At 61.3% G+C, this 23861-nt stretch carries 25 protein-coding genes; 8 read left to right on the forward strand and 17 right to left on the reverse strand.

Annotated features, from left to right (window positions below; genetic code table 11):
* Window positions 1-5: 5 nt before the first annotated feature.
* The 11 genes from phnE (ACP7B1_RS10910) to phnG form a co-directional block, all read right to left on the reverse strand.
* The gene (gene phnE, locus ACP7B1_RS10910; protein ID WP_346305459.1) at window positions 6-1340 is read right to left on the reverse strand and encodes a phosphonate ABC transporter, permease protein PhnE; all 1335 of its coding nucleotides are present in this window, start codon (window positions 1338-1340) and stop codon (window positions 6-8) included.
* A 9-nt stretch (window positions 1341-1349) separates the two neighbouring features.
* Entirely contained in the window at window positions 1350-2309 is a 960-nt protein-coding gene (gene phnE, locus ACP7B1_RS10915) for a phosphonate ABC transporter, permease protein PhnE (protein ID WP_346305460.1), read from the reverse strand.
* 77 nt (window positions 2310-2386) lie between these two features.
* Entirely contained in the window at window positions 2387-3298 is a 912-nt protein-coding gene (gene phnD, locus ACP7B1_RS10920; RefSeq protein ID WP_223613473.1) for a phosphonate ABC transporter substrate-binding protein, read from the reverse strand.
* A 116-nt stretch (window positions 3299-3414) separates the two neighbouring features.
* Window positions 3415-4248 (reverse strand): phosphonate ABC transporter ATP-binding protein, encoded by an 834-nt coding sequence (gene phnC, locus ACP7B1_RS10925; protein WP_223612877.1) that lies wholly within the window; start codon window positions 4246-4248, stop codon window positions 3415-3417.
* Between the two features lie 98 nt (window positions 4249-4346).
* A complete protein-coding gene (locus tag ACP7B1_RS10930; RefSeq protein WP_346305461.1) occupies window positions 4347-4961 on the reverse strand; it encodes a DapH/DapD/GlmU-related protein in 615 nt (204 codons plus the stop codon).
* Window positions 4958-5665 carry a phosphonate C-P lyase system protein PhnL gene (gene phnL, locus ACP7B1_RS10935; protein ID WP_346305462.1) on the reverse strand — a complete coding sequence of 236 codons (708 nt, stop codon included), beginning with the start codon at window positions 5663-5665 and terminating at the stop codon, window positions 4958-4960. The genes ACP7B1_RS10930 and phnL overlap by 4 nt, the downstream gene beginning before the upstream one ends.
* A 4-nt stretch (window positions 5666-5669) precedes the next feature.
* Window positions 5670-6446 carry a phosphonate C-P lyase system protein PhnK gene (gene phnK / locus ACP7B1_RS10940; RefSeq protein ID WP_091877674.1) on the reverse strand — a complete coding sequence of 259 codons (777 nt, stop codon included), beginning with the start codon at window positions 6444-6446 and terminating at the stop codon, window positions 5670-5672.
* Window positions 6447-6448: 2 nt separating this feature from the next.
* Window positions 6449-7330, reverse strand: a complete 882-nt coding sequence (locus ACP7B1_RS10945) for an alpha-D-ribose 1-methylphosphonate 5-phosphate C-P-lyase PhnJ (RefSeq protein WP_346305463.1) — start codon at window positions 7328-7330, stop codon at window positions 6449-6451.
* The gene (locus ACP7B1_RS10950; RefSeq protein ID WP_346305464.1) at window positions 7327-8433 is read right to left on the reverse strand and encodes a carbon-phosphorus lyase complex subunit PhnI; all 1107 of its coding nucleotides are present in this window, start codon (window positions 8431-8433) and stop codon (window positions 7327-7329) included. Before ACP7B1_RS10950 ends, ACP7B1_RS10945 begins: the two co-directional genes overlap by 4 nt.
* A gap of 3 nt (window positions 8434-8436) precedes the next feature.
* Entirely contained in the window at window positions 8437-9048 is a 612-nt protein-coding gene (phnH, locus tag ACP7B1_RS10955) for a phosphonate C-P lyase system protein PhnH (protein WP_346305465.1), read from the reverse strand.
* Window positions 9048-9536, reverse strand: coding sequence for a phosphonate C-P lyase system protein PhnG (gene phnG / locus ACP7B1_RS10960; RefSeq protein ID WP_346305466.1), 489 nt, complete (start codon window positions 9534-9536; stop codon window positions 9048-9050). The genes phnH and phnG overlap by 1 nt, the downstream gene beginning before the upstream one ends.
* Window positions 9537-9620: 84 nt before the next feature.
* On the opposite strand from phnG, the gene phnF reads away from it, so the two are divergent.
* Window positions 9621-10367 carry a phosphonate metabolism transcriptional regulator PhnF gene (phnF, locus tag ACP7B1_RS10965; RefSeq protein ID WP_346305467.1) on the forward strand — a complete coding sequence of 249 codons (747 nt, stop codon included), beginning with the start codon at window positions 9621-9623 and terminating at the stop codon, window positions 10365-10367.
* Between the two features lie 180 nt (window positions 10368-10547).
* On the opposite strand, the gene ACP7B1_RS10970 is transcribed toward phnF, so the two are convergent.
* From ACP7B1_RS10970 to ACP7B1_RS10980, 3 genes are read right to left on the reverse strand one after another with little or no spacing between them, the layout of a single operon-like run.
* A complete protein-coding gene (locus tag ACP7B1_RS10970) occupies window positions 10548-11168 on the reverse strand; it encodes a ParB-like protein (protein ID WP_346305495.1) in 621 nt (206 codons plus the stop codon).
* 8 nt (window positions 11169-11176) lie between these two features.
* Window positions 11177-12877: a SulP family inorganic anion transporter gene (locus ACP7B1_RS10975; RefSeq protein ID WP_426136936.1), complete on the reverse strand. Its 1701-nt coding sequence runs from the start codon at window positions 12875-12877 to the stop codon at window positions 11177-11179.
* A 36-nt stretch (window positions 12878-12913) separates the two neighbouring features.
* Window positions 12914-13531, reverse strand: coding sequence for a pyridoxamine 5'-phosphate oxidase family protein (locus tag ACP7B1_RS10980; protein WP_346305469.1), 618 nt, complete (start codon window positions 13529-13531; stop codon window positions 12914-12916).
* A 144-nt stretch (window positions 13532-13675) separates the two neighbouring features.
* Between ACP7B1_RS10980 and ACP7B1_RS10985 the strand changes: the two genes are divergently transcribed.
* Window positions 13676-14593, forward strand: a complete 918-nt coding sequence (locus tag ACP7B1_RS10985; RefSeq protein WP_346305470.1) for a sugar kinase — start codon at window positions 13676-13678, stop codon at window positions 14591-14593.
* Window positions 14594-14633: 40 nt separating this feature from the next.
* Here ACP7B1_RS10985 and ACP7B1_RS10990 read toward each other — a convergent pair whose 3' ends face one another.
* The 3 genes from ACP7B1_RS10990 to ACP7B1_RS11000 all read right to left on the reverse strand — a co-directional run bounded on the left by ACP7B1_RS10990 (window position 14634) and on the right by ACP7B1_RS11000 (window position 18209).
* Window positions 14634-15659: an aldose epimerase family protein gene (locus ACP7B1_RS10990; protein ID WP_346305471.1), complete on the reverse strand. Its 1026-nt coding sequence runs from the start codon at window positions 15657-15659 to the stop codon at window positions 14634-14636.
* 5 nt (window positions 15660-15664) lie between these two features.
* Window positions 15665-17122: an NAD-dependent succinate-semialdehyde dehydrogenase gene (locus ACP7B1_RS10995; protein WP_346305472.1), complete on the reverse strand. Its 1458-nt coding sequence runs from the start codon at window positions 17120-17122 to the stop codon at window positions 15665-15667.
* Window positions 17123-17252: 130 nt separating this feature from the next.
* Window positions 17253-18209: an AEC family transporter gene (locus ACP7B1_RS11000; protein ID WP_346305473.1), complete on the reverse strand. Its 957-nt coding sequence runs from the start codon at window positions 18207-18209 to the stop codon at window positions 17253-17255.
* Between the two features lie 102 nt (window positions 18210-18311).
* Between ACP7B1_RS11000 and ACP7B1_RS11005 the strand changes: the two genes are divergently transcribed.
* From ACP7B1_RS11005 to ACP7B1_RS11030, 6 genes are all read left to right on the forward strand, one after another.
* Window positions 18312-18899: a histidine phosphatase family protein gene (locus ACP7B1_RS11005; RefSeq protein WP_346305474.1), complete on the forward strand. Its 588-nt coding sequence runs from the start codon at window positions 18312-18314 to the stop codon at window positions 18897-18899.
* 128 nt (window positions 18900-19027) lie between these two features.
* On the forward strand, window positions 19028-19309 hold the full coding sequence (locus ACP7B1_RS11010; protein WP_105732333.1) for an acyl carrier protein: 282 nt from the start codon (window positions 19028-19030) through the stop codon (window positions 19307-19309).
* A gap of 70 nt (window positions 19310-19379) precedes the next feature.
* The gene (locus ACP7B1_RS11015) at window positions 19380-20564 is read left to right on the forward strand and encodes a beta-ketoacyl-ACP synthase (RefSeq protein ID WP_346305475.1); all 1185 of its coding nucleotides are present in this window, start codon (window positions 19380-19382) and stop codon (window positions 20562-20564) included.
* Between the two features lie 11 nt (window positions 20565-20575).
* The gene (locus ACP7B1_RS11020; RefSeq protein WP_346305476.1) at window positions 20576-21853 is read left to right on the forward strand and encodes a beta-ketoacyl-ACP synthase; all 1278 of its coding nucleotides are present in this window, start codon (window positions 20576-20578) and stop codon (window positions 21851-21853) included.
* A gap of 28 nt (window positions 21854-21881) precedes the next feature.
* On the forward strand, window positions 21882-22910 hold the full coding sequence (locus tag ACP7B1_RS11025; protein ID WP_105732330.1) for a zinc-binding dehydrogenase: 1029 nt from the start codon (window positions 21882-21884) through the stop codon (window positions 22908-22910).
* Window positions 22911-22917: 7 nt separating this feature from the next.
* Window positions 22918-23850, forward strand: coding sequence for a lipid A biosynthesis lauroyl acyltransferase (locus ACP7B1_RS11030; protein WP_288192545.1), 933 nt, complete (start codon window positions 22918-22920; stop codon window positions 23848-23850).
* Window positions 23851-23861: the final 11 nt, after the last annotated feature.

Raw genomic sequence — 23861 nt, forward strand, 5'->3', positions numbered from 1 at the left:
TTGCTCTAATGTTGGCTCTTTCCGGTCAAACGGGATCGCAGCGCATTCGATATGCCGTCGAAAATGAATATCACAACGAGGATGAGGACGACCATATAGGCGACATTGTGCCAGTTGGTGTTGGTGCGCATCGCTTCCCACAATTTCAGGCCGATGCCGCCCGCCCCCATGGCACCGATGATGGTGGCCGAGCGCGTGTTGGATTCCCAGAAATACAGCGCCTGGCTGGCGAAAACCGGCAACACCTGCGGCAGGACACCGTAGCGCTGCACATTGGCCGGTGACGCGCCGACGGACTTGACGCCCTCGCGCTGCTTGTCGTCGATGTTTTCAAGCGTTTCCGAATAGACCTTGCCCAGCGTGCCTGTATCGGTGAAGAAGATCGCCGAAATACCGGCGAGCGGTCCCGGGCCAAAGGCGCGGGTGAAGAACAGCGCCCAGATCAGCATATCAACCGAGCGCAGGAAGTCGAAGAAGCGCTTGGTGATCTGGTTGGCAAAGACATTCGGCGTGATGTTGCGCGCGGCAATGAAGGCCAGCGGAAACGACAGCAGCGACGCCATCAGGGTGCCCATGAAGGCCATGACGATGGTCTGCAGCAGTTTTGTCCAGACATCGCCGTGCTGCCATGAGGAGTTGAACCAGATATTGTCGAAGGCAAGCGATGCATTCGACATTTCAGGCTTGATGCGCTCGCCGCTGACGATCAGCGAGGCCACCTCGCCAAAGGACTTGCCCCAGAACGGCGAACTCGTATCGAAGACGAAATTCGCCCAGCCGAGGAACCGGCGGCTTACCACGACCCGCTGCGGAATGATGTCGGCCTGCCCGGCAAAGCCGAAACTCACCGTCACCTGGTCTTCCTTCAGGGTTGCCCAGCCCGGCAGCGGCCCTTGGGGCTTGGCGCCGTCTGCCGCCAGCAGCACCGTCAGGGTCTCGCCGCCCCGCGTGACGATCACGCGCTGATCGTTGATGTCGAGCTTCTTGTCCGAACCGAAGAGGATAGCGACATTGTTGCCGTCCTTCACCACCCAGCTCGGGTTCGGATTGTCGCCGAGCTCAGAAAACCGGGGATAGCTGACGGTCGTGTCCGTCGGCCCCGGCCGAACCGTGGTCTTGATGGCATAGGACACCCAATCGCGGGCATAGAGTTCGGCACGCTGCCATTGGCCGCCGGCAAGCACGGTGCCGATGGAAAAGAACCACCAGCAATAGAACACATAGGCCACAATACCCGCTGCAATCAGAACAGGCATGAAACGGCGCCAGAACGGCGGATTGAAAACGGCGGGATACCGGGTTTCGAAATCGGCAATGGTGTCGGCTGTGATAGCGCTCATGATATTATCCTAACCACCGGCAGTGAAGGCCTGCTCGCCCACGAGGCGGCGGCGCAGCCATGCGGAAAACTGATCCACGGCAATGATCGTCACGAACAGGAGCAGGATGATCGCCAGCGTCTTGGCCTGATGCCCGCGTCCGATCGACAGGCGCAGCTCCTCGCCGATACCGCCGCCGCCAACCGCGCCGATGATGGTCGAGGCGCGCACGTTGATCTCAAGCCGCAGCAGCGCATAGGACATGAAATTCGGCATGACCTGCGGCACGATGCCGAAGCCGACGCGCTCGAACCAGTTGGCACCGACGGCGCGCAGCCCCTCATCCGCCTTCATATCGGCATTCTCGACCACTTCGAAGAACAATTTGCCGAGAGCGCCGATCGTGTGGATGCCGACGGCGAACATCGCGGGGATGGGCCCCAGCGACAGGATGGCAGCGAAGAAGCCGGCAATGACGATTTCCGGAAAGGCGCGCAGGATTTCCATATAACGGCGCGCGGCAAACCGGATGAAGCGGTTTTTCACAAGATTCTTGGCCGCGAGAAAACAGACCATGAAGCCGAAAATGAAACCGGCGAGTGTCGCCAGGATCGCGATATTGAGCGTTTCCAGCATCTTGTAGAAATATTCGGGCATGTAGAACCCGCCGAAGAGATAGACCCGCCCTTCCGGATAGTCATATTTCAGGCTTCCGTCGAAATAGGGCGACGGCAGATCGAACATGGCGCGCCAGACTTCCCATCCGTCGCGCGGAACCAGATCCCCGGCAAAATCGAAGAGATGCGGCAAACGGTCGAAGAACTTGCCCGCATTGGATTCATTGGCAAACCACAGGGACCCGGCAATGGTGACCAGCAGTCCTATGGCGATGATCCAGCTATAGGCACGGCGGCGTCCGGCAAGCTCCTGCCAGTGCCGTTCGATCTGGATGCCGTCGGACGACAACTCAGGGGAAGCGGTTCTGCTCATTGCAAACATCCTTCAAGGTGCCGCAAACAAAATCACGGCCAGATCCGCAGAACTGGCCGTGATGATGTGTGTCTGGCTTATCCGCCGATCTGCGCTTTGCGGGCGTCGATGATGGGCTGATAGAACTGGGTGTTGACCTCAGTATAGCTCTTGAAATCGCCGCCCATGGTGGCTGCGAAGCAGGCAGGATCGCTCTTCGGCAGATCGAGCATGAAGGCCTTGAACTTGTTCTTCAGGTCGGCATCCAGCGAGGTGCGGATAACGATCGGGCCGTTCGGGATCAGCGGCGACTTCCAGAGTTCGACGAAATCCTTCATGTCGATCAGGCCCTTGTCGACCATCTTGCGCAGATTGCCTGACGTATAGCCTTCGTCGAACTTGCCGACGCCGGAGCCGAATGTCGTGCCCGCATCGAACTTGCCGTCCTTGACGGCGAGAACGAGGTTTTCATGGCCGCCGCCGAAACCGGTTTCAGAGAAGTATTCCTTGACCGAGGTCTTGATGTCCTTCGGCAGCGAGGTAACGGGGATCAGGTAGCCGGATGTGGAGTCTGGATCGGCAAAGCCGAGCTTCTTGCCCTTCATGTCGGCCAGCGTCTTGATGCCGCTGTCCTTGCGGGCAACCATGATCGAATAGTAACCGGTCGCACCATCCGTCTGGACGGTGGTCAGGATCGGCTCGACAGCCTTCGGATTGGTCAGGTAGATCTTGGCAAAGCCAGAAGCGCCCAGTTCCGCATAGTCGAGGGTGCCGCCGAGCAGGCCCTGGATGACGCCATCATAATCCGTCGCCGGGAACAGTTTGACATCCTTGACGCCGAGAACCTTTGGCAGCTTGTCGACGATGCACTGGTAGTTGCGCAGACGGTCTGCTTCGTTTTCGCCGCCGATGATACCGACGCGAAAGGTCTCAAGGTTCTCGGCACGAGCCATCGAGCCTGCAAACACGGCGCTGATTGCAATCGCACCCATAAGGGCTTTCTTAAGCAACATGACTATCTCTCCTGTCAAAGCTTCCAGAGTTTTTTATGTGGACTTGAGCCCGTTACGTGGGCAAGCCGATCAGTCTGCACTGCATTTTCCAGCCATATCTGCCGGAAAACACTCTACCGCGCGGCCAAAATGGCCTCCAATTCGGGGATTGGTGTCGGCGCATGACGCGCAATGCTTGTCGATGTGATGGCTTCCGAGAAAGCATCCTTCAGGCCATCAGCACCATAGATACGGCGGGCGGCAGCCTCGGTCAGATCATCCGGCGTTCCGTCGAAGACCACCTTGCCGCCCTGCATGCCGATGATGCGCTCGCAGAAATGCCGCGCCGTATCGAGCGTATGCAGGTTGGTGATGACGGTGAGGCCCTCTTTTTCGTTGATGTCACGCAAGGATTCCATCACCACCTGCGCATTGCGCGGATCGAGGGAGGCGATGGGTTCGTCGGCGAGAATGACTTTGGGGTTCTGCATCAGCGCCCGGGCGATGGCGACCCGCTGCTGCTGTCCGCCGGAGAGTGTTCCGGCCCGCTGCAGGGCGGTTTTGGCAATATCGAGCCGCTCAAGGGCGGCGATTGCCATGGCACGTTCTTCGCGTGAGAATATGCCGAGAAGGCTTTTGATGGTGGATCGGTGGTTCAGGCGTCCAAGGAGGACATTGGTCAGGACATCGAGGCGGGGAACAAGATTGAACTGCTGAAAGATCATCGCGCAATCGCGTTGCCAGGTTCGCAGCGCCGAGCCGTTGAGCTTGGCCACATCCTTGCCGTCAAAGATGATCGACCCTTCGGACGGGTCGATCAGGCGGTTGATCATGCGCAGCAGCGTCGACTTGCCTGCACCCGAGCGACCGATGACTCCGACCATCTGCCCCTGCGGGATTTCAACATTGACATTGTCGATGGCAATATTGCTGCCAAAGCGACGCGTCACGTTTTCAATCTTCAGCATAGGCCAATCCTTGTTGGTATTGCCCTGTCCTAAAGCCCTAGTGTGAAGGTGCGATGGCACTTTTATTGCACTTACGTGACAACTGGGGATAGCAGAAGTCAGCCTGAATGTTTTTCGAGAAATGCCTCGATATCGAGGGCGCGAAAATCATCCAGAGCACCACGCAGGCGGGCATGGTCCCAGTCCCACCACGCCAGTGTTTGCAGGCGTTCCGCCGTCTTTTTGTCGAAACGGTCGCGGATTTTGCGGGCGGGAACACCGCCGACAATCGTATAGGGATCAACATCGCGTGAGACCACTGCCCCTGCCCCGATCACGGCGCCATCGCCGACGGTAACGCCGGGCAGAACCGTCGCGCCATGGCCGATCCAGACATCATGGCCGATACGCACCTGATTGGTCCGGCGCCATTCGAAAAACGATTCCTCCGGACCCGCATCGTCCCAGTAATCGCCGGCGCGATAGGTGAAGTGATGCAGCGTTGCCCGCCAGGTCGGATGGTTGGTCGCGTTGATGCGCACGCTCGCCGCGATGTTGGCGAACTTGCCGATCGTGGCGCACCAGACCGCACCGTCCTGCATGATGTAGGAATAATCGTCGAGTTTGGTTTCGCTGATGCGGCAGCGCTCGGAAATCTCCGTGTAGCGGCCGAGTTCGCTGTCCTCGACGTGCGCGGTCGCGTGAATGAGCGGTGTTGGGGAAAGCCGGGTCATGCTGCCTCGCTCTGCACGGCAAATGCGGTCACGTCGATGATGCGGTCGGCCACGGCCTCGCGCACATCCTCGTCGTGGAAGATCCCGAGCATGGCGATACCCGCTTCTTTTTTGCTGCGGATCATCGCAACGACCACTTCGCGGTTTTTGGCATCGAGCGAAGCCGTGGGCTCGTCCAGAAGCAGGATCGGGTGATCGGTGATGAAACCGCGCGCAATATTGACGCGCTGCTGTTCACCGCCGGAGAAGGTGGCAGGTGGCAGCGACCAGAGCCGTTCGGGCAGATTGAGCCCGGCAAGCAGGGCTGCAGCCTTGTCACGCGCTTCGGTGCGGTCGATACCGCGCGCCACCAGCGGTTCGGCAACAACATCGAGCGCCGACACGCGCGGCACGGTACGCAGGAACTGGCTGACATAGCCGATCATGTCGCGGCGCACGCCCAGAACCGTGCGCGGATCAGCGCTGGCAAGATCGACCAGCCGGTCGCCATAGGGCACGATGATCTGGCCTTGGTCGACGGCGTAATTGCCATAGACCATTTTGAGGATCGAGCTCTTGCCCGCCCCGGACGGACCGCCAAGCACGGCGCATTCACCCGCCTTGATGGAAAACGAGACATTCGCCACCACGGGCAGACGGATACCGTCGCGCAGATGCATGGTGAAGCTTTTGGCGACATCGGAAACAACGAGAGGTGTTGGCATGATGCTAGACCTGCAGGATGGAGGAAACGAGAAGCTGGGTGTAAGGCGCCTGCGGATCGTCAAGCACCCGGTCGGTCAGACCGGTTTCAACGATATGGCCATCCTTCATCACCATCATCCGGTGCGAGAGCAGCCGGGCAACCGCCAGATCGTGGGTGACGACGATGGCCGCAAGCCCGAGATCGCTCACCAGTCCGCGCAACAGATCGAGCAGACGGGCCTGCACCGACACGTCGAGGCCGCCTGTCGGCTCATCCATGAACACAAGCCGGGGATTGGTGACGAGGTTGCGGGCAATCTGCAGACGCTGGCGCATGCCGCCGGAAAAGGCGCGCGGCTGGTCGTCGATACGGTCTGAAGCAATTTCCACGCGGCCGAGCCAATCCGTCGCCGTCGCACGGATATTGCCATAATGCCGGTCGCCGATGGCCATCAGCCGCTCGCCGACATTGGCACCGGCGGAAACAGTCATGCGCAAGCCATCGGCCGGATTCTGATGCACGAAACCCCAATCGGTGCGCATGAGAAAGCGGCGTTCCGCCTCGCTCAGCCGGTAGAGATCACGGAACTGGCCGTCGCGCATGCGGTATTCCACCGAGCCCGCCGACGGGGCAAGACGCGTAGCCAGGCAGTTGAGCAATGTCGTCTTGCCCGACCCGGATTCACCGACAATCGCCAGCACTTCGCCCGGCCACAGCTCGAACGAGACATTCTGGCAGCCGATACGGCTGCCATAGAATTTGGAGAGGTCCTTGACCTTCAGAAGGGGTGTATCGCTCATATTCATTCTGCTGCCTCCGCAGTATCCGCCGCCAGCGCACCGCAGTGCCCCTTGGCCTGCCGGTCTTCACAAAAATCCGTATCCGAACAGACGAACATGCTGCCGCCCTTGTCGTCGAGAATGACCTCGTCCAGATAGCTGCCCTTCGCCCCGCACAGGGCGCAAGGCTGGGAAAATGTCTGGATTTCAAAGGGATGATCCTCGAAATCGAGACTGACGACTTCCGTATGGGGCGGAACCGCATAGATGCGCTTTTCGCGCCCTGCCCCGAAAAGCTGCAATGCCGGGGACATATGCATCTTCGGGTTGTCGAATTTCGGTGTTGGCGACGGATCCATCACATAACGCCCCTCGACCTTCACCGGATAGGCATAGGTGGTGGCGATATGGCCGTGGCGGGCAATGTCCTCATAGAGCTTGACGTGCATCAGGCCGTATTCTTCCAGCGCATGCATCTTGCGGGTTTCGGTCTCGCGCGGCTCCAGGAACCGCAGCGGCTCGGGGATCGGCACCTGATAGACGAGGATTTGGCCCGCCTGCAGCTGTGCTTCGGGAATGCGGTGGCGCGTCTGGATGATCGTGGCATCCGCTGTTTTCGTGGTCACGCGGACATTGGCGACTTTCTGGAAGAAAGCCCGGATCGACACGGCGTTGGTCGTGTCATCGGCGCCCTGGTCGATCACTTTCAAGGTATCGTCCGGTCCAAGAACGGCGGCGGTCACCTGCACGCCGCCGGTGCCCCAGCCATAGGGCATCGGCATTTCGCGCGAGGCGAACGGCACCTGATACCCCGGAATGGCAATGGCTTTCAGGATGGCGCGGCGGATCATCCGCTTGGTCTGTTCATCCAGATAGGCGAAATTATAGGTCGCTAGATCGGTCATTCTGCTGCCTCTTTGGTTTCGACGCCGGTGAGCCGGTTGCGCTCGTGTTCGGCGCGCATGCGCCGGATCAGATCGAGTTCGGCCTGGAAATCCACGTAGTGCGGCAATTTCAGGTGCTCGACGAAGCCCGTCGACTGCACGTTGTCACTGTGGGAAATGACGAACTCCTCGTCCTGCGCGGTGGCGGTGATATCTTCGCCCAGCTCCCTTGCCCGCAGGGCACGGTCGCACAGCGACATCGACATGGCCTTGCGCTCGCTCTGGCCGAACACCAGACCATAGCCGCGGGTGAACTGCGGCGGTTGCTTTGCCGATCCCTTGAACTGGTTGACCATCTGGCATTCGGTGACGCGGATGGTGCCGAGCGTCAGCGGGAAATCCAGCTCCGCCACCTCGAGTTCAACCTCGACCTCGCCGATACGGATTTCACCGACAAAGGGATGGCTGCGGGCGTAGCCACGCTGGGTCGAATAGGCGAGCCCGAGCAGAAAACCTTCATCGCCGCGTGCCAGTGCCTGCAGGCGCAGATCGCGTTCCAGCGGAAAGGTCAGCGGTTCGCGGGTCAAATCCCCGGCGACAGCGCCTTCCGGCAGGTCGCCATCTTCCTCGATCATGCCGTCATGGCCGAGGATGTCGGTGACCCGGGGTGTGAAAACCTCCGGCTCGTCGCGCTGGTCCGGCGCTGCAACCGGTGCATCCACGGCAAGCTCAGGATCGAGCAGACGGTGCGTGTAATCGAATGTCGGGCCCAAAAGCTGCCCGCCGGGAAGATCCTTGAACGTGGCGGAAATGCGCCGTTCGATCTGCATCTGCGCTGTTTCCAGCGCCTTGGTATAGCCGAAACGGGGCAATGTGGTCCGGTAGGCACGCACCAGGAAGATCGCCTCGATCAGATCGCCGCGCGCCTGCTTGATGGCGAGCGCCGCAAGTTCGGGATCGTAGAGCGAGCCTTCGGCCATGACCCGGTCGACGGCCAGCGACATCTGCTCGACAATCTGATCGAGCTGGATCGGAGCCACATCCCGGTCACCGCGGCGCCGGTCGGCCAGAAGCTTGTGCGCATTGCGGATGGCGGCTTCACCGCCCTTGACTGCAACATACATGGTTCAGGCCTCCGTCTTCTTGATGCGCGTGGTTCGGGGCAGCGCGGCAAGCGCACCCTTGCCGGCGAAGATCAGGTCGACACCGCGCGGGAAAGCCGCGCGATTGGCGATCCATTGATCGATGAACATTTTCGGCAGCTGGCTGGGTGAGAACGCCATGGAGTCCTTGATCCCAGGTCCTTCGAGAACGAGCGTTTCCGCGCCGTCGAAACCATCGATCTGCAGGATCAGCGTCGTCGAACGATCAGGGTATTCCGACGTGCCGCGGCAGAAGGATTCCAGCGAGGGCATCGTTGCCACATCGCTGATCAGGGCAAAATCCGCATCCGCCGGTTCGCCGGTCAGTTCGAGGCCGGTATGGAATTTCAGCCATCCCGTGCATGCCGTTGAACCGGAGATCGCCCGGTCGCACCACACGGTTGCGTCGTGATCGAACAGGGTCGCGGCAATCGACGCGGCCAGAGACGTCAGCGGTGCAGGCGGCACGGCGAGATCGCTCACGTCCACGATCCTGCCGGGATTGGCCATGGCGTCCATCAGCGCGCGGAAAACGGTTTGCGCGTTCAGCACGCTGTCGCTGAAACCGCCCTCGAAGATTTGTGTGTCCGAATGCATCAGTCGTCACCCCGTACCATTGTGAAAAAATCGACCTTGGTCGCAGCGGTCTCGGCGCGCTTTGACATGCGGTCGCGTTCGAGACGATCGGCAATCGGCGCAAGCACCGCGCGCTCCACCGCATCGCGGCACTCCGGCTGCTGCCACAGCGCATCGAAGACGGCGGCAAGCCGCACCTTTTCCCGGTGGCGGCCGAGCGCATAGGCATGGCCGACCGCACCATTGCCGAGCCGCACCGTTGCGCGCGTCACGGTCGCCTCACCCAGGTTGAAGGGCGCGCCGCCGCCGCCGATACGGCCGCGCAGCATGACGAGGCCGGTTTCCGGGCCGCGCAGGGTCTCGACCTCGGGCTTGTCGCCCCATCCGGCCCACAGGGCCGCTATTTCAGGCGCGGTCGCCTGCGCCAGCAAGGCCATGGCCGCCTTGCGCTGCAGATCCGGCCCGCTGCCGGTTTGCGTGGACTGAATATTTTCTTTGATCATTGACATCTCGCTCAGATTTGTCTATTTATCTATACAACTAGACAATAAACACACCTATAAATCCCGTCAATGACAGGAGCATGACAAAACGTGAAATCCGCACGATTCATCACCCGCAACAGCGGCGTTGCCATCTGGCGGCAGATTGCCGACCAGATTCGCGGCGATATCACGGCGGGCAAAATGCCGAGCGGTGCCAGGCTGCCGCCGGAGGTAACCCTGGCCGAACGCTTCGCGGTCAACCGCCACACCATCCGCAGCGCCATTGCCGCCCTGACCAAGGAAGGCGTGCTGCGCGCCGAACAGGGCCGCGGCACCTTCGTCGCCAACAGCAAGAAGCTGACCTACCGCATCGGCGAGCGGACGCGGTTTTCCGAAATCCTGGCGACGCAGGTGCGCGAGACCAGAGGCATATTGCTGGGTCACCGCATCGAGGACGCGGCGGGAGAAGTCGCCGCAGCCCTCGGCATGACGGGTGGCCAGGTGATCAGGATCGATTCCATGCACACGGCGGACGGCAATCCCGTTTCCTGCGCCACCGCGTGGTTCGATGCGGCGCGCGTGCCCAACGTGGCCGAGGATTATCGGGCGTCAGGTTCCATCACCGCCGCCCTGAAGGCGGCCGGCATCGACGATTACCTACGCAAATCGACCATTATTGCCGCGCGCCATGCGGATGCGGAGGATTTGCGGCACCTGCGCCTGTCGCCGGGCGCCATCGTTCTGGTCTCGACGGCGATCAATGTCGATATGGACGGCCATCCCATTGAATATGCCAGAAGCCGCTTTGCCGCCGACCGCATGGAGATCGCAATCGACGGCAAGTCGATGGTCTAGTTATCGGCAGTCGATTGCATTGCGCGTGGTGCGTGGTTCGACAAGCTCACCATGAGGGAGGTCGAGAGTTGCAGGGAGCCTTATTCTGCGACGTTCGCGATTGGCATGCAGCCAAACCACCTCCCTCATGGTGAGCTTGTCGAACCACGCACGATGGGAATGCCAAGCGTCAATTCATTCCTAATCCGTCACCGGCCCGCACCAGCCCGGCAGATAGCCGGCGGCATCGCCCTTGGCTTCCTTGAGGGCGCGGTTGAGAGCGGCGTCAAAATCGGCTTCCACCGTCTTGCGGCCTATCCGGCGCCGCAGAAAATCCGCCCAGAGGAACTCGCTGAACGGCGTGGTGTCCTTGGCATAGCCGCCGGCACGGCGCAGTTCACCCGCAAGGCTGCGGAACGGATCGTCGTCGAGATCCTTGATCGCCTTGGGAATGGCCGCATAGTCACGGCGTTTGCCCTCGGCATCGAAGGGATGCATCCAGCCGCGATTGTCGAGAACCACCATGAACGCATCCTTCTCCAGCGATGACAGGTCGCTGACGACAGTGACAAGAATGTGTTTTACCCCCTCCTCGTGCAGCGCGCGGGCAAGATGGTGATGGTCGATGACGTAATTGCGCCTGTTCGGTCCAAGCACCACGGGGATCATGTGTTCGCCGAGAAACTTGCCGCCCTTCTCGCCCTTCTGCTGGCGCCATTTCCTGCGCTTTTCGTCCACTTCGCGCATGCCGACGGTGATCTGGGTCGGCCGCAGATCCTTGATCGCAACCGGCGTTACAATGGGTTCTCTTGTTCCGGATATCTGCATGATCATTCCCCTACGCTTGGTGCCAGTTTTCGGATGGCATCATCGACACTGTGAAAGATGTTGCCCGGCCCGAGCAAGGCGATAAGCCCGAACCGGGACAAGGCATTCTGCGCCCGGACCGATTCCAGCCGGGCGATGGCGAATTTCACATCGGCGTTCCGGCAGTAATTTATCACGTCCGTCAGGGCCTGCGATGCCGTGTAATCGATCTCGATAATGCTGCTGGCTTCGAGGACAACGAGGTTGAGCGCCGGCCCGCTCGCATCGATGGTGCTGCACAGACCGCGCTTGAAATCATCGGCGTTGACAAAGGAAAGCGGCGCCTGGAACGCCACGACCAGCACACCGGGTATCTTCTCGCCGTCCTTGGCAGCGCTCGGCGGCCACCAGATCGAACTGCCGGGCACTTTTTCGAACTCGATGGGGCGGGCACGCATCACGGCCCACAGGCCATGCAGCAGCGACAGCCCGATGCCGATGGTCACCCCCGATTCGATGGGCAGGGCGACGATCGCCGCCATGGTGATGAGGATCAGGCCGAATTCGCCCCGCGCTTCCCGGTAGACAGCGATGATCGTCGGCCAGCGGATGATCCTCTGGGCGACAAAGAGCAGGATGCCCGCCAGGGCAGCGTGCGGCACGCTCGCCAGCAGCTGGCCGCCAAACGCCACCAGCGCCAGGACAATTGCCGCTGCGATCAGGCCGCTGATCTGCGACGTCCCGCCGGTCTCCGTGACAATCGCCGTGCGCGGCGGGCTGGCATTGACCGGAAAGGCGCCAAACAGCCCCGACAGGATGCTGCCTGCCCCCACGCCGACAAAATCGCGGTTGACGTCGGGCGCATCGCCGTTCTTGGACACGAAAGACCGTGTCGTGGCGGCCGTTTGCACCATCACCACCACGGCGACCAGCAATGCGAGGGGCAGCAGGCTGCGCAATTGCTCAAAACCGATCTGCGGCAGGGCAACATGCGGCAGGCTGTTGGGAAGCGGGCCGAGAACCGTCACGCCGCGGCTTTGCAGGCCGAGCAGCACCACCGCAAGGGTGGAGATGACAAGCCCCAGCAGGGCGCCGGGTATCCGCGCATTGATCCGCTCGGACAGGAACACGATCAGGAACACACCCGCCCCGATGGCAACGCTGTACGGGTTGATCTGTCCAGCGCTGGCAATGGTTGCCGAGACGCGCTGGAACACATCGCCCGACTGCGCGGCGATGCCCAGGAGGCCGGGCAATTGCGAGATGATGATATGGATGGAAATACCCGCGAGAAAGCCCGTCGTGACCGGCACCGACAGAAGGTCGGCAATCCAGCCGAGCCGGAAGATGCCGCTTGCCACAACGATCAGCCCGACAATCAGGCCGAGCGCCGCAGCCAGCAGACCGAATTCGGGCGAGCCGCTGCTGGCCAGCAGCGCAAGGCTGCCGGCAAAGATCGGCGTGATGGTTGAATCGGCCCCGGCGGAGAGATGGCGGCTGGCGCCGAAGATGGCAAAGGCCAGCGAACCCGCAATGAAGGCAAAGAAACCGATCTCGGGGGCAAAACCGCCAAGGCGTGCCGTCGCCATCTGTTCGGGGATGGCGATGGCCGCCAGCGTCAGGCCGGCAATGACATCGCCGTTGAGATCGGACAGCCTCCACCCCGCAAGCGAGCGGAACGGCAGCCAGTTCCTACCTCCGGTCGCCGGATTGGAAGCACTCACCTGTTTCACCGAACGCCTCCATTGGATTGATGCAGTCTACCACATGGTTTTGGCCGCGCGTGCGGCCCATTCATTGTCATAGGTTTCACCGCCCACGCGGTTTTCGCTCAGCGCCGCCAGCATCTGGCCCGGTGTCGGGAATTCCTTCGGCGAGCGGAATTTCTCCGGGTTCCACAATTCCGAGCGGATGAGCGCCCGCGCGCACTGGAAATAGGCTTCCTCGACTTCCATGACGAGAACGGAGCGCGGCGCCTTGCCATCCATGATGAAGCTGTCCAGCAGCGCCTGATCCGTATCGACGAACGCGCGGCCGTTCACACGGAAGGTCGTGTTGAGACCGGGAATGAGGAACAGCAGGGCGACGCGCGGATCGCGCACGATATTGCGCAGCGAATCGATGCGGTTGTTGCCACGCCGGTCGGGCATCATCAGCGTGCGCTCGTCATGGATGCGGACGAACCCGGCCAGATCGCCGCGCGGCGAGCAATCGAGCCCCTCCGGCCCGCTCGTTGCCAGCGCCACAAAGGGCGAACCTTCGATCAGTTGCCGGTATTCCGGAATGATGCGGTCCGCCACCTTGGCGGTCGATGCTTCCGCTATCGCGCCATTGCCGTAAATGACCTCAAGTTCATCAATTGTCGTAACGCGGGACAACGCAACCTCCTTCTGTGTCGTGCAAATGCGTTTGCCGCCTAACATCGCATGTTTAAGTCTTGATGACAGCCGGTATTTTTACCGAATGACAGCGGCATCGCACTCGTATATCAGTCGCACCGGATGCATGTTGAGGAGGTTTTCATGGGCGGGTTTGCAGCCATCGGCGAGTGTATGATTGAGCTGTCGGGAGCCAGTGGCGACCAGTGGCGCATGGGATTTGCCGGCGATACGCTCAACACCAGCTGGTATGTGCGCGCGCTCACCGACGCCGATTTTGCCGTCGATTACATCACCGCCTTCGGCGATGATCCGTTCTCGCTCAAGCAGCGGGCGTTCCTCGCGGAAAACGGCATCAACACCGCCCATAGCCCGGTTATAACAGGTGCACGTCCGGGCCTTTATGCCATCACGCTGACGGGTGTCGAACGCTCCTTCACCTATTGGCGCACCGATTCCGCCGCCCGCCATCTCGGCGACGATCCGCACGCCCTGGCGCTCAGCCTCGATGGGCGCAAGATCATCTATTTCTCCGGCATCACCATGGGTATCTTGAGCCCGAAGAGCCGCCAGAACGTGCTGAACGCCGTCAGCAATGCGCGCCGTCAGGGCACGCTCGTCGCCTTCGACGCCAATTACCGGCCGCGCCTGTGGGAAAACGCCGAGACGGCCAGACAGGCGCTGATCGATGCCTACCATGTCGCCGACATCGCCCTGCCGACCTTCCCCGATGAAAACGCCCTGTTCGGCGACGCCACGCCCGAAGAAACGGCCGCGCGCATCGCCAGCTATGGCGTGCGGGAAATCGTGGTGAAGGACGGCACCGACCCGGCGCTCGTGGTTGCGGACGACCGGCAAAGCCGCGTGCCCGCCGTCCGCGCCAACGCCGTGGACACGACAGGGGCCGGCGACAGTTTCAATGGCGGTTATATCGCTTCGCGTCTGGCCGGTCTTGCGCCTGTTGACGCCGCCGCCCGCGCCCACCGGGTCGCGGCGCGGGTCGTTGAGTTCCATGGCGCGCTGGCGCCAATGGGGGAAGCGCGCAAGGCCTTCAGCAGCTAGAAGCGGCCACCGTGTCGAACCACCCACCACGTATCACGATCTAAACCTTGTGTTTCTTGAAGGTGTAGCGGGTCATCTGGCTGTATGTCTCGTCCGGACGGAGGATCGACTGCGGAAAATACGGGAAATGCGTCGAATCCGGCCAGTTCTGCGCTTCAAAGCAGAACCCGGCATAATCGGCATAGATCTGCCCCGTCAGGCCGAGCGGCGGTCGCCCGCCCAGCGTATTGGCCGCGTAGAACTGCACACCCGGCTCCGTGGTCAGCACCTGCATCTCGATGTTGCTGCGCGCGCCCTTGGCGGATGCCACCCATTGCAGGGGATGGCGCTGGCTGGAAACGCAGAAATTGTTGTCATAGACAACCTGCTTGCCGTCCTCTTCCCGCCGGATCGTCCGGTATTCGCGGAAATCATGCGCCGTTCCCGCAACAGGCAGGACGCGCCCGTCCGGAAGCAGGTCGCCATTGACGGCGAGGTAAGCGTCAGCACCGATCTTGACCTGATGGTCCAGCACGTCGGTCAGGCCGCCATCGTCGAGATTGAAATAGCTGTGATGCGCCAGGTTGCAGATCGTCGGCTTGTCCGTCACCGCATCGAGGCGGATGGCCAGCGTCCCCTTGGATTCCAGCATATAGGTGCAGGTGATGGTGAGATTGCCGGGAAAGCCCATCTCGCCGTCGCCAAGCATGATCGTCAGCGTGACATAATCAGGACCGACGGCCACGACGTTCCAGGTGCGCCGTCCCGCCCCGGCATCGCCGCCATGGATGTTGTGGATGCCATGGAAATTGCGTTGCAGGGCAAAGGTCTGGCCGTCAATGACGAGTTCGCCATCGCGAATGCGGTTGACCGTCCGCCCGATGGTTGCCCCGAGATAGGGCGAATGCGCGGGATAGTCGGCAAAGTCCTGATAGCCGAGAACCAGCGGGTGATCGTGATCCTTGAGGCGCAAATCCTGGATGACTGCGCCCCAGGTCAGGATTTTGGCTGTCAGCCCGCCGCCCGAGATGGTGATGCGGTGAACTGCCTCGCCATCGGGCGTATGGCCGAAAATTTCCGTATGCATCAAACTTACAGCCCCAGGCCGCCGACGCAGATATATTTGGTGTCGAGATAGTCTTCGATACCCTGATGTCCGCCTTCCTTGCCGAGACCGGATTCCTTCAGGCCGCCAAACGGTGCTTCCACCGTGGTGATCATGCCTTCATTGACGCCGACCATGCCGTATTTCAGGCCTTCCGAAACCCGGAACACCCGGCCAAGGTCCTGCGTGTAGAAGTAGGAGGCAAGGCCGAACTGGGTGTTGTTGGCCAGATCGATCGCTTCCTGTTCCGTCTCGAATTTGTAGATGGGCGCGACAGGGCCGAAAATCTCTTCCGTGGTGAAGAGCATGTCGGGCGTGGCATCGCCGATCACCGTCGGTTCGAAGAAGCTGCCGCCGAGCGCATGGCGCTTGCCGCCGGTGACAATCCTGCCACCCTTCCCTTTGGCGTCGGCAATGAATTCCTCGACCTTGGCAACAGCCTTGTCGTCGATCAGCGGCCCCTGCTGCGTCCCCGCATCGAGACCGTTGCCGACCTTCAGCTTGTCCGTTGCCGCCGCGAATTTCTCGACGAAGGCGTCGTAGATGCCGGACTGCACGAGGAAACGGTTGGTGCACACACAGGTCTGGCCGGAATTGCGGAATTTGGCCGCGATCGCACCGTCCACGGCGCGGTTCAGATCCGCATCGTTGAACACGATGAACGGCGCATTGCCGCCCAGTTCCATCGACACCTTCTTCACGGTGTCGGCCGCCTGCTTGATCAGGATCTTGCCGATTTCCGTCGATCCGGTGAAGGTGATCTTGCGCACCAGCGGATTGCTGGTGATCTCGCCGCCGATTTCCGAGGCCGAACCGGTGAGAATGTTCACGACACCCTTGGGAATGCCGACCTCTTCGCACAGCGCACCCCACACCAGGCCGGAATAGGGTGTCTGCGTTGCCGGCTTGACCACGGCCGTGCAGCCGGACGCCAGCGCCGGGCCGATCTTGCGGGCAAGCATCGAGGACGGGAAATTCCATGGCGTGATCGCGCCAATGACGCCAAGCGGCTCTTTCGTCACGAGAATGCGCCGGTCGGCCCACGGCGACGGCACCACGTCGCCATAGGTGCGGCGCGCCTCTTCCGCATACCAGAGGATATAGGCCGCCGACATGCCGATCTCGCCCTTGGCTTCGGTCAGCGACTTGCCCTGCTCCAGCGTCAGAAGCTCGGCCAGCGCGTCCTGATTGTCGAGGAGGGCGTCGTGCAGCTTGCGCATCAGCTTGGAGCGTTCGAGCACGGATGTCTTGCGCCATGTCTTGAAGGCTTCGGCGGCGGCGTTGATGGCGCGCCGCGTTTCCGCCTTGCCGGAATTGGGAACGGTGCCGATCTTCAGGCCGGTTGCGGGGTTGATGACGTCAATCGTCTTGCCGGAATCTGCGGCCACCCATTCGCCATTGATCAGATTGGCCTGTTTCATGAACTGGCTGGATTTCTGCAACATCATGTTTCTCCCTGAAATGTAAGGCGGAGCGTTTGGTCCACTGATTTTGTGAGTTCCGTAAAAGGCAGCCCGGAGTGGCGCCCGTGGCCGTCACCCTGCTCCTTTTTCGTCAAAGCTGCAACAACCTTCCCTATCCGAAGAAGTGCGTCGCTATCGTGACCCAGAACACCATCGTCACCGCCGACAGCGCCGTCGCGATGACCATCGAGTTGGAAGCCAGGGCCTCGGCGGTCCGGAATTTTGTTGCTATGAGGTACGAATTCACGCCTGCCGGCAGTGCTGCCGATACCACGGCGATCTTGGCGGTGAACGGCGGCAGGCCGATGGCCAGCGCGAGCCCCAGCACGACCGCAGGCATGACGAAGAGCTTGATCGTCGCGATGACCAGCGACGCGGCGAGATGGCCGGATATGCCGAACTTCTTCAAGCCCATGCCCATGGCGAACAGCGCCACCGGTCCGGCGACACTCCCCAGGAGTTGCACCAGGGAATCGACGACGGACGGCAGGTGCAGGCCGGTCGAGCGCCACAGCCATCCCGCGAGAATGCCGAGAACGAAGGGATTGCGCAGGAGGCTGCGGAAAAACGACACGATGACCGTGCGCAGGCTCCCCTCTCCCTGGAACACGCCGTCCCGCCGCAGGGCGATCTCGTGCAGGGTGATCGAGGCGGCCATGACGCTCGGCATGTGAACGGCAACGATCAGCGACAGGATGGCAAACCCGTCCTGACCATAGACCCCGAGCATGAGCGGCATGCCGAGGAATACGAGATTGGAAAAGGCGCCGGAAACCCCGGCAACGACACCGGCGCGATTATCCCGGCCAAAGATCACCTTGATCGCCAGATCGGACAGCGCCCAGGCGACGGCAAGCCCGATGAAATAGGCGGCCCACAGGCCCCACGGGGCCGAACCGTGGAAATCCGCAGTCACCATGGTGCGGAACAGCAGCAGGGGAGCGGCGATCATGAAAACAAATTCGGAAAGCCCGTCGCCCACCCGTTCATCGAGCAGCTTGAAGTGCGCTGCGGCATAAGCCACGGCAATCACTCCAAAAACCACGATGATTGTTTGAACGAGACCCATTGTCTCCGCAATAGGCCCGCGGCAGTGCCTGCGCAAGGCAATCGAAGTTCTTCACTTTATTTTTTTTGGCCAAAACCCCATCTGCGCTGCTAAGGAGATTGAATGTTGAAGCATTCGCGATTTTACGTCCTTCCGGCACTCTCGCTCGTTCTGGGCGTATTCCTATCCATTCCAACGGCATTGGCGACCGATGCAGCCTGGGCCAGGCTGACGCGCGGCGGCTATACCGTCCTGCTGCAGGGCGCCGATGCGTCGGGCAGTTTGAGCCCCTCCACGGACACTTCCACCGACTGCACGCAGGTCCGCACGCTGTCCGACCGCGGTCATCAGCTGGCGCAGAAGCTCGGCGCCCGCTTTGCCGCAAAGTCGGTGCGAATCGACAAGGTTCTGAGCAGCCCCGTCTGCAACGCGCAGGAAACCGCCCGGCTGGCCTTCGGCGCAGCGCCCATGGAAATTGTCAGCGCGCTTGGACCTTTGGCGGATGACGACGCGGGAAAACAATCGCAGATTGACCAGATTCGCGCCATGATCGCGGAATTCAAAAGTTCCGGCAATCTGGTAATGATGACCGACCGTGCCAATATAACCGCACTGACCGGCATTGTTCCGCGCCCGACGGAAGCGGTGGTGGTCTCGCCTCCCGCAGCGGGTGAAACGGTTCATATTGCGGGCAGGATCATTTTCGACTGACGGCGGAATATGCTGGAGTAACAAGGGATAGGGCAATTCGGTCTTTCCCTTGGCCGTGAAAAACGCTAGATACCGCGTCATCAGACATCAGTGCCTTTACGAGGCACCGGAAGCAAAAGGAAACTGAATTGACCTCAACATTCGACAAGGTCGCCGATATCATCGCTGAAACCAGTGAAATCGACCGCGATTCCATCACGCCGGAAAGCCACACGATTGACGATCTCGGCATCGATAGCCTTGACTTCCTCGACATCGTTTTTGCCATCGACAAGGCCTTCGGTATCAAGATCCCGCTCGAGCAGTGGACGCAGGAAGTCAATGACGGCAAGGTTCCGACCGAGGAATATTTCGTGTTGAAGAACCTGTGCGCCAAGATCGACGAACTCGTCGCCGCCAAGAAGGCCTGATTTCTGGAAATCCATTCTAGTGGTACCATCCACCTAACCGGGTGCACCGTATAAGCGGTGTTGCGAGACAATGCAGAACAACACCGTCGTTATCACTGGCATCGGACTGATTTCATCCCTGGGTGAAGGCGCCGATGCCCATTGGCAGGCACTGAACGGTTCCGCCGGTCCGCGCGTCGATAGCGAGACGTTCAAGCCCTATACGGTTCACCCGCTCGGTGAGGTCGACTGGAACAACCAGATCCCGAAGCGCGGCGATCAGCGGCAGATGGAGACCTGGCAGCGCCTGGGAACCTATGCCGCCGGCCTCGCCCTCCAGGATGCCGGGATCAAGGACAATGAAGCGCTCTGCTCGACCATGGACATGGTCGTTGCCGCCGGTGGCGGCGAGCGCGATGTCACCGTCGACACCCAGATTCTGGCCGAAGCGCGTGTGCGCAACGATCTCGGCACCATGCTGAATGAAAAGCTGACGACGGAACTGCGCCCCACCCTGTTCCTGGCGCAGTTGTCCAACCTGCTCGCCGGCAATATTTCAATCGTCCACAAAGTGACCGGCTCATCGCGCACATTCATGGGCGAAGAAGGCGCCGGCATTTCCGCTCTCGATACGGCTGCGGCCCGCATCCGCTCCGGCCAGAGCACGCATGCGCTCGTCGGCGGCTCCTACAATTCCGAACATCCCGACATGCTGCTCGGCTACGAGCTCAACGGCATGCTGAAGACCGACGGCTGGGCACCGCTCTGGCAGCGTGAAGGCACGCCTGGCGGCGGCATCGTCACCGGTTCCGGCGGCGCATTCCTCGTTCTGGAAAGCGCCGAGCATGCGGCCAAGCGCGGCGCCCGCGTCTATGCGGCCATTGACGGCATCTACAGCGCGCAGATCCGCCGCAAGCGCGAAGACCTGAAGGAAACCATTGCCAAGCTGGTCGGTGCCGCCAGCGCCGACAGGCCTGCCGGGCTGATCGTATCCGGCGCAACCGGTGCGCACGGCATCACCGCAACGGAAAAGGCCGCGCTCGATGTGTTTGCCTCCGCCGCTGTGCGCGGCGTTGCCGGCAGGATCGGCCATCTGCGCGAAGCGCAGTTCCCGCTTGCCGTCGGCCTCGCAGCCCTCAGCCTGTTTCATGGGGCAGCGTTCCCGCCCATCGATGCAAAGCATGAAAAGGCCGCTTCCGGCGGTCTCGATACGGCACTGGCGACCTCGATCGGCGCAACCCGGGGCGAAGGCGTCGCTCGCCTCGTCAAAGTTTGAGAGATTGGCACATGTCCAAATACACTGACCATCTTGGCCGCCCGCTCGTTGCCGTCACCGGTCTTGGCGTTGTCTCCTCGCTCGGACAGGGCAAGCAGGATAACTGGGCCGCACTGACTTCGGGCACATCGGGCATTCACACGATCACCCGCTTTGCCCTCGACAATCTGCGCACGCAGATCGCCGGCACCGTGGATTTCCTCAAGGAGAGCGACGAAGGCGCGTCGGCGTTGTCGGAAAAACTGGCCTCGCTTGCCGCCGAGGAAGCCATCGCGCAGGCCGGTTTCGACACGGAGAATTTCGGCGGACCGCTGTTTCTCGCCGCGCCGCCGGTGGAACTCGAATGGCGCAACCGCTTCGCGCTCGACGCATTGGTGAAGAGCGAGGGCGAGCCGGGCTATGACCTGCTTCTCGCCGCCTGCCGCCGCGGAACGCAGGAAGCCATGTTCCACACCACCGAATTCGGCTATATCGCCGAGCGCCTTGCCGACACGTTCGGCACGCGCGGCCTGCCGATCACGCTGTCGACCGCCTGTGCATCGGGCGCCACCGCCATTCAGCTCGGCGTCGAGGCCATCCGGCGCGGCGAAAGCGACCGCGTCCTGTCCATCGGCACGGACGGTTCGGTTTCCGCAGAAGCGCTGGTCCGCTTCTCCCTGCTGTCGGCGCTATCCACCCAGAACAATCCGGCCCACAAGGCGGCAAAGCCCTTCTCAAAAGATCGCGACGGTTTTGTCATGGCCGAAGGTTCCGGCGCGCTTGTCATGGAATCGCTGGAATCAGCCGTCGCGCGCGGCGCCAAGATTCTCGGCATCATGCGCGGCTGCGGCGAAAAGGCCGACGATTTCCATCGTACCCGGTCGAAGCCCGACGGCTCGCCGGCCATCGGCGCGGTGCGTGCAGCGCTTGACGATGCGGGCATCAAGGAAGACGCGATCAACTACATCAACGCGCATGGCACCTCGACACCCGAGAACGACAAGATGGAATATCTCGCGCTCTCGACCGTCTTCGGTGAGCGCATTTCCACACTGCCGCTCTCGTCCAACAAGTCGATGATCGGCCACACGCTGACGGCTGCCGGTGCGATTGAAGCCGTGTTCTCGATGCTGACCATCGGGACGGGAACCATCCCGCCGACGATCAACTATGACAATCCCGATCCCGCCATCGTGCTCGATGTGGTGCCCAATGTGAAGCGTGAAGCCAGCGTCTCCGCCGTGCTTTCCAGCTCTTTTGGTTTCGGCGGGCAAAATACGTGTCTTGTCATGACGGCAGAACCGCACTAATCCCTCTCCGAAAAGGAAAACGGATAATATGCGCGCATTACAGCTGATCGAAGACCGCAAGCTCGAGATTGTCGACATTGCACCCCCGCCCCCGCCCGGCCCCGGTGAAGTAACGGTCAATATCAGGGCTGTCGCTCTCAACCACATCGACGTCTGGGGCTGGCGCGGCATGGCTTTTGCCAAGCGCAAGATGCCGCTGACCATCGGCGCGGAAGCATCCGGCGTGGTCGATGCCATCGGCCCCGGCGTTGCCAATCTCCTGCCCGGGCAGCTCGTGTCGATCTACGGGGCGCAGACCTGCGGACTGTGCCGCCCCTGCCGCGAAGGCCGCGACAATCTCTGCGAGCATGTCTCCGGCGTACACGGCTTCCATCTCGATGGCTTTGCCCAGGAAAAAGTAAATCTCAAAGCCCGCCTGCTGGTTCCCGCCCCTCCCGGCGTTGACGAGATCGGCGCAGCTGTTGCCCCCGTCACGTTCGGCACGGTCGAGCACATGCTGTTCGACAATGCCAAACTCGAACCCGGCGAGACCATTCTCGTGCATGCGGGCGGTTCCGGCATCGGTTCGGCGGCGATCCAGCTGGCCAAAAAAATCGGCTGCACGGTCATCACCACCGTCGGCTCCGACGAAAAGATCGAAAGAGCCAAGGCGCTCGGCGCCGACCACGTCATCAACTACCGCGAAGACCGCTTTGAAGGCGTCGTGCGCAAGCTGACCAAGAAGAAGGGCGTTGACGTCGTCTTCGAACATGTCGGTGCCGATACCTGGGCCGGGTCCATGCTGTCGCTGCGGCGCGGCGGAAGGCTGGTGACCTGCGGCTCGACCTCGGGCGTTTCCACCAGCATGAACCTGATGATGCTGTTCCAGCAGCAGCTGAAGCTGCTCGGCTCCTTTGGCTGCCGCATGGAGAACATGGCCGATGCCATGCAGAAGATGGCGCGCGGTCTGGTCCATCCGGTCATCGACACGGAAGTCGGTTTCGACGACATCGATACGGCATTGAAGCGGATGGAAGGCCGGGACGTCTTCGGCAAGATCATCCTGCGCGTCAACTGAGCCGCGCATGAATCTGAAATTCAAACTTGCCCTGTTCCGCTGGGGCCAGAAGCTGAAGACATTCAACTACTGGCTGTCGGCGCATGCGATTTTCGGCGTGCTGTTCCTCCTGCGGCTGCTGCCGGCGAAGGCGGCAACGAATTTCATCGATGCTTCGGCACGCCGCATAGGCCCGCTCATGGGGCGTCATCGCGTCGCCATGACTAATCTGCGCATGGCCTATCCGGAAAAATCCGAAGAAGAACTGCAGCTGATCGCCCGCGACATGTGGAGCAGCATGGCCCGCCTCACCGCGGAATATGTCTTTCTCGATGCAATCTTCGATTATGACCCGCACAGCGACACGCCGGGCCTGATCGAAGTGCAGGGCCGGGAAATCTTTGAGCGCATCCGCGACGAGAGCGACCGCCCGCATATCTTCTTCACGGCCCATTCCGGCAATTTCGAGCTGCTGCCGATCTGCGCCGCGACGTTCGATCTCAACGTCACCGCGCTGTTCCGCCCGCCGAACAATCCCTATGTCGCGAAGAAAATCCTCAGCGCGCGCCGCACCAATATGGGCCACCTCGTGCCGTCCAAGGCGGGTGCTGCATGGTCTCTGGCCAGCGTTCTCAACACCAACGGCAATGTCGGCATGCTGGTCGACCAGAAATTCCACCGCGGCGTTGCCTCGACCTTCTTCAACCGCCCCTGCAAGACCAATCCGCTTCTGGCCAAGCTGGCACGGCAGTATGATTGCGATGTCTATCCCGCGCGCTGCGTCCGCCTGCCCGGCGGCCGCTTCCGGCTGGAGCTGGAAGAAAAAATGGAACTGCCGCGCGACGAAACCGGCGCGGTCGACATCGCCCGCACGGTTCAGCTGGTCAATGACAAGGTCGAAACCTGGGTACGGGAATATCCCGGCCAATGGATGTGGTTCCACAAGCGCTGGAATGCCTAAGTGAGCGGCTG

This window comes from Phyllobacterium sp. SL163 (assembly GCF_049896885.1).
Taxonomy (GTDB): Bacteria; Pseudomonadota; Alphaproteobacteria; order Rhizobiales; family Rhizobiaceae; genus Phyllobacterium; species Phyllobacterium calauticae.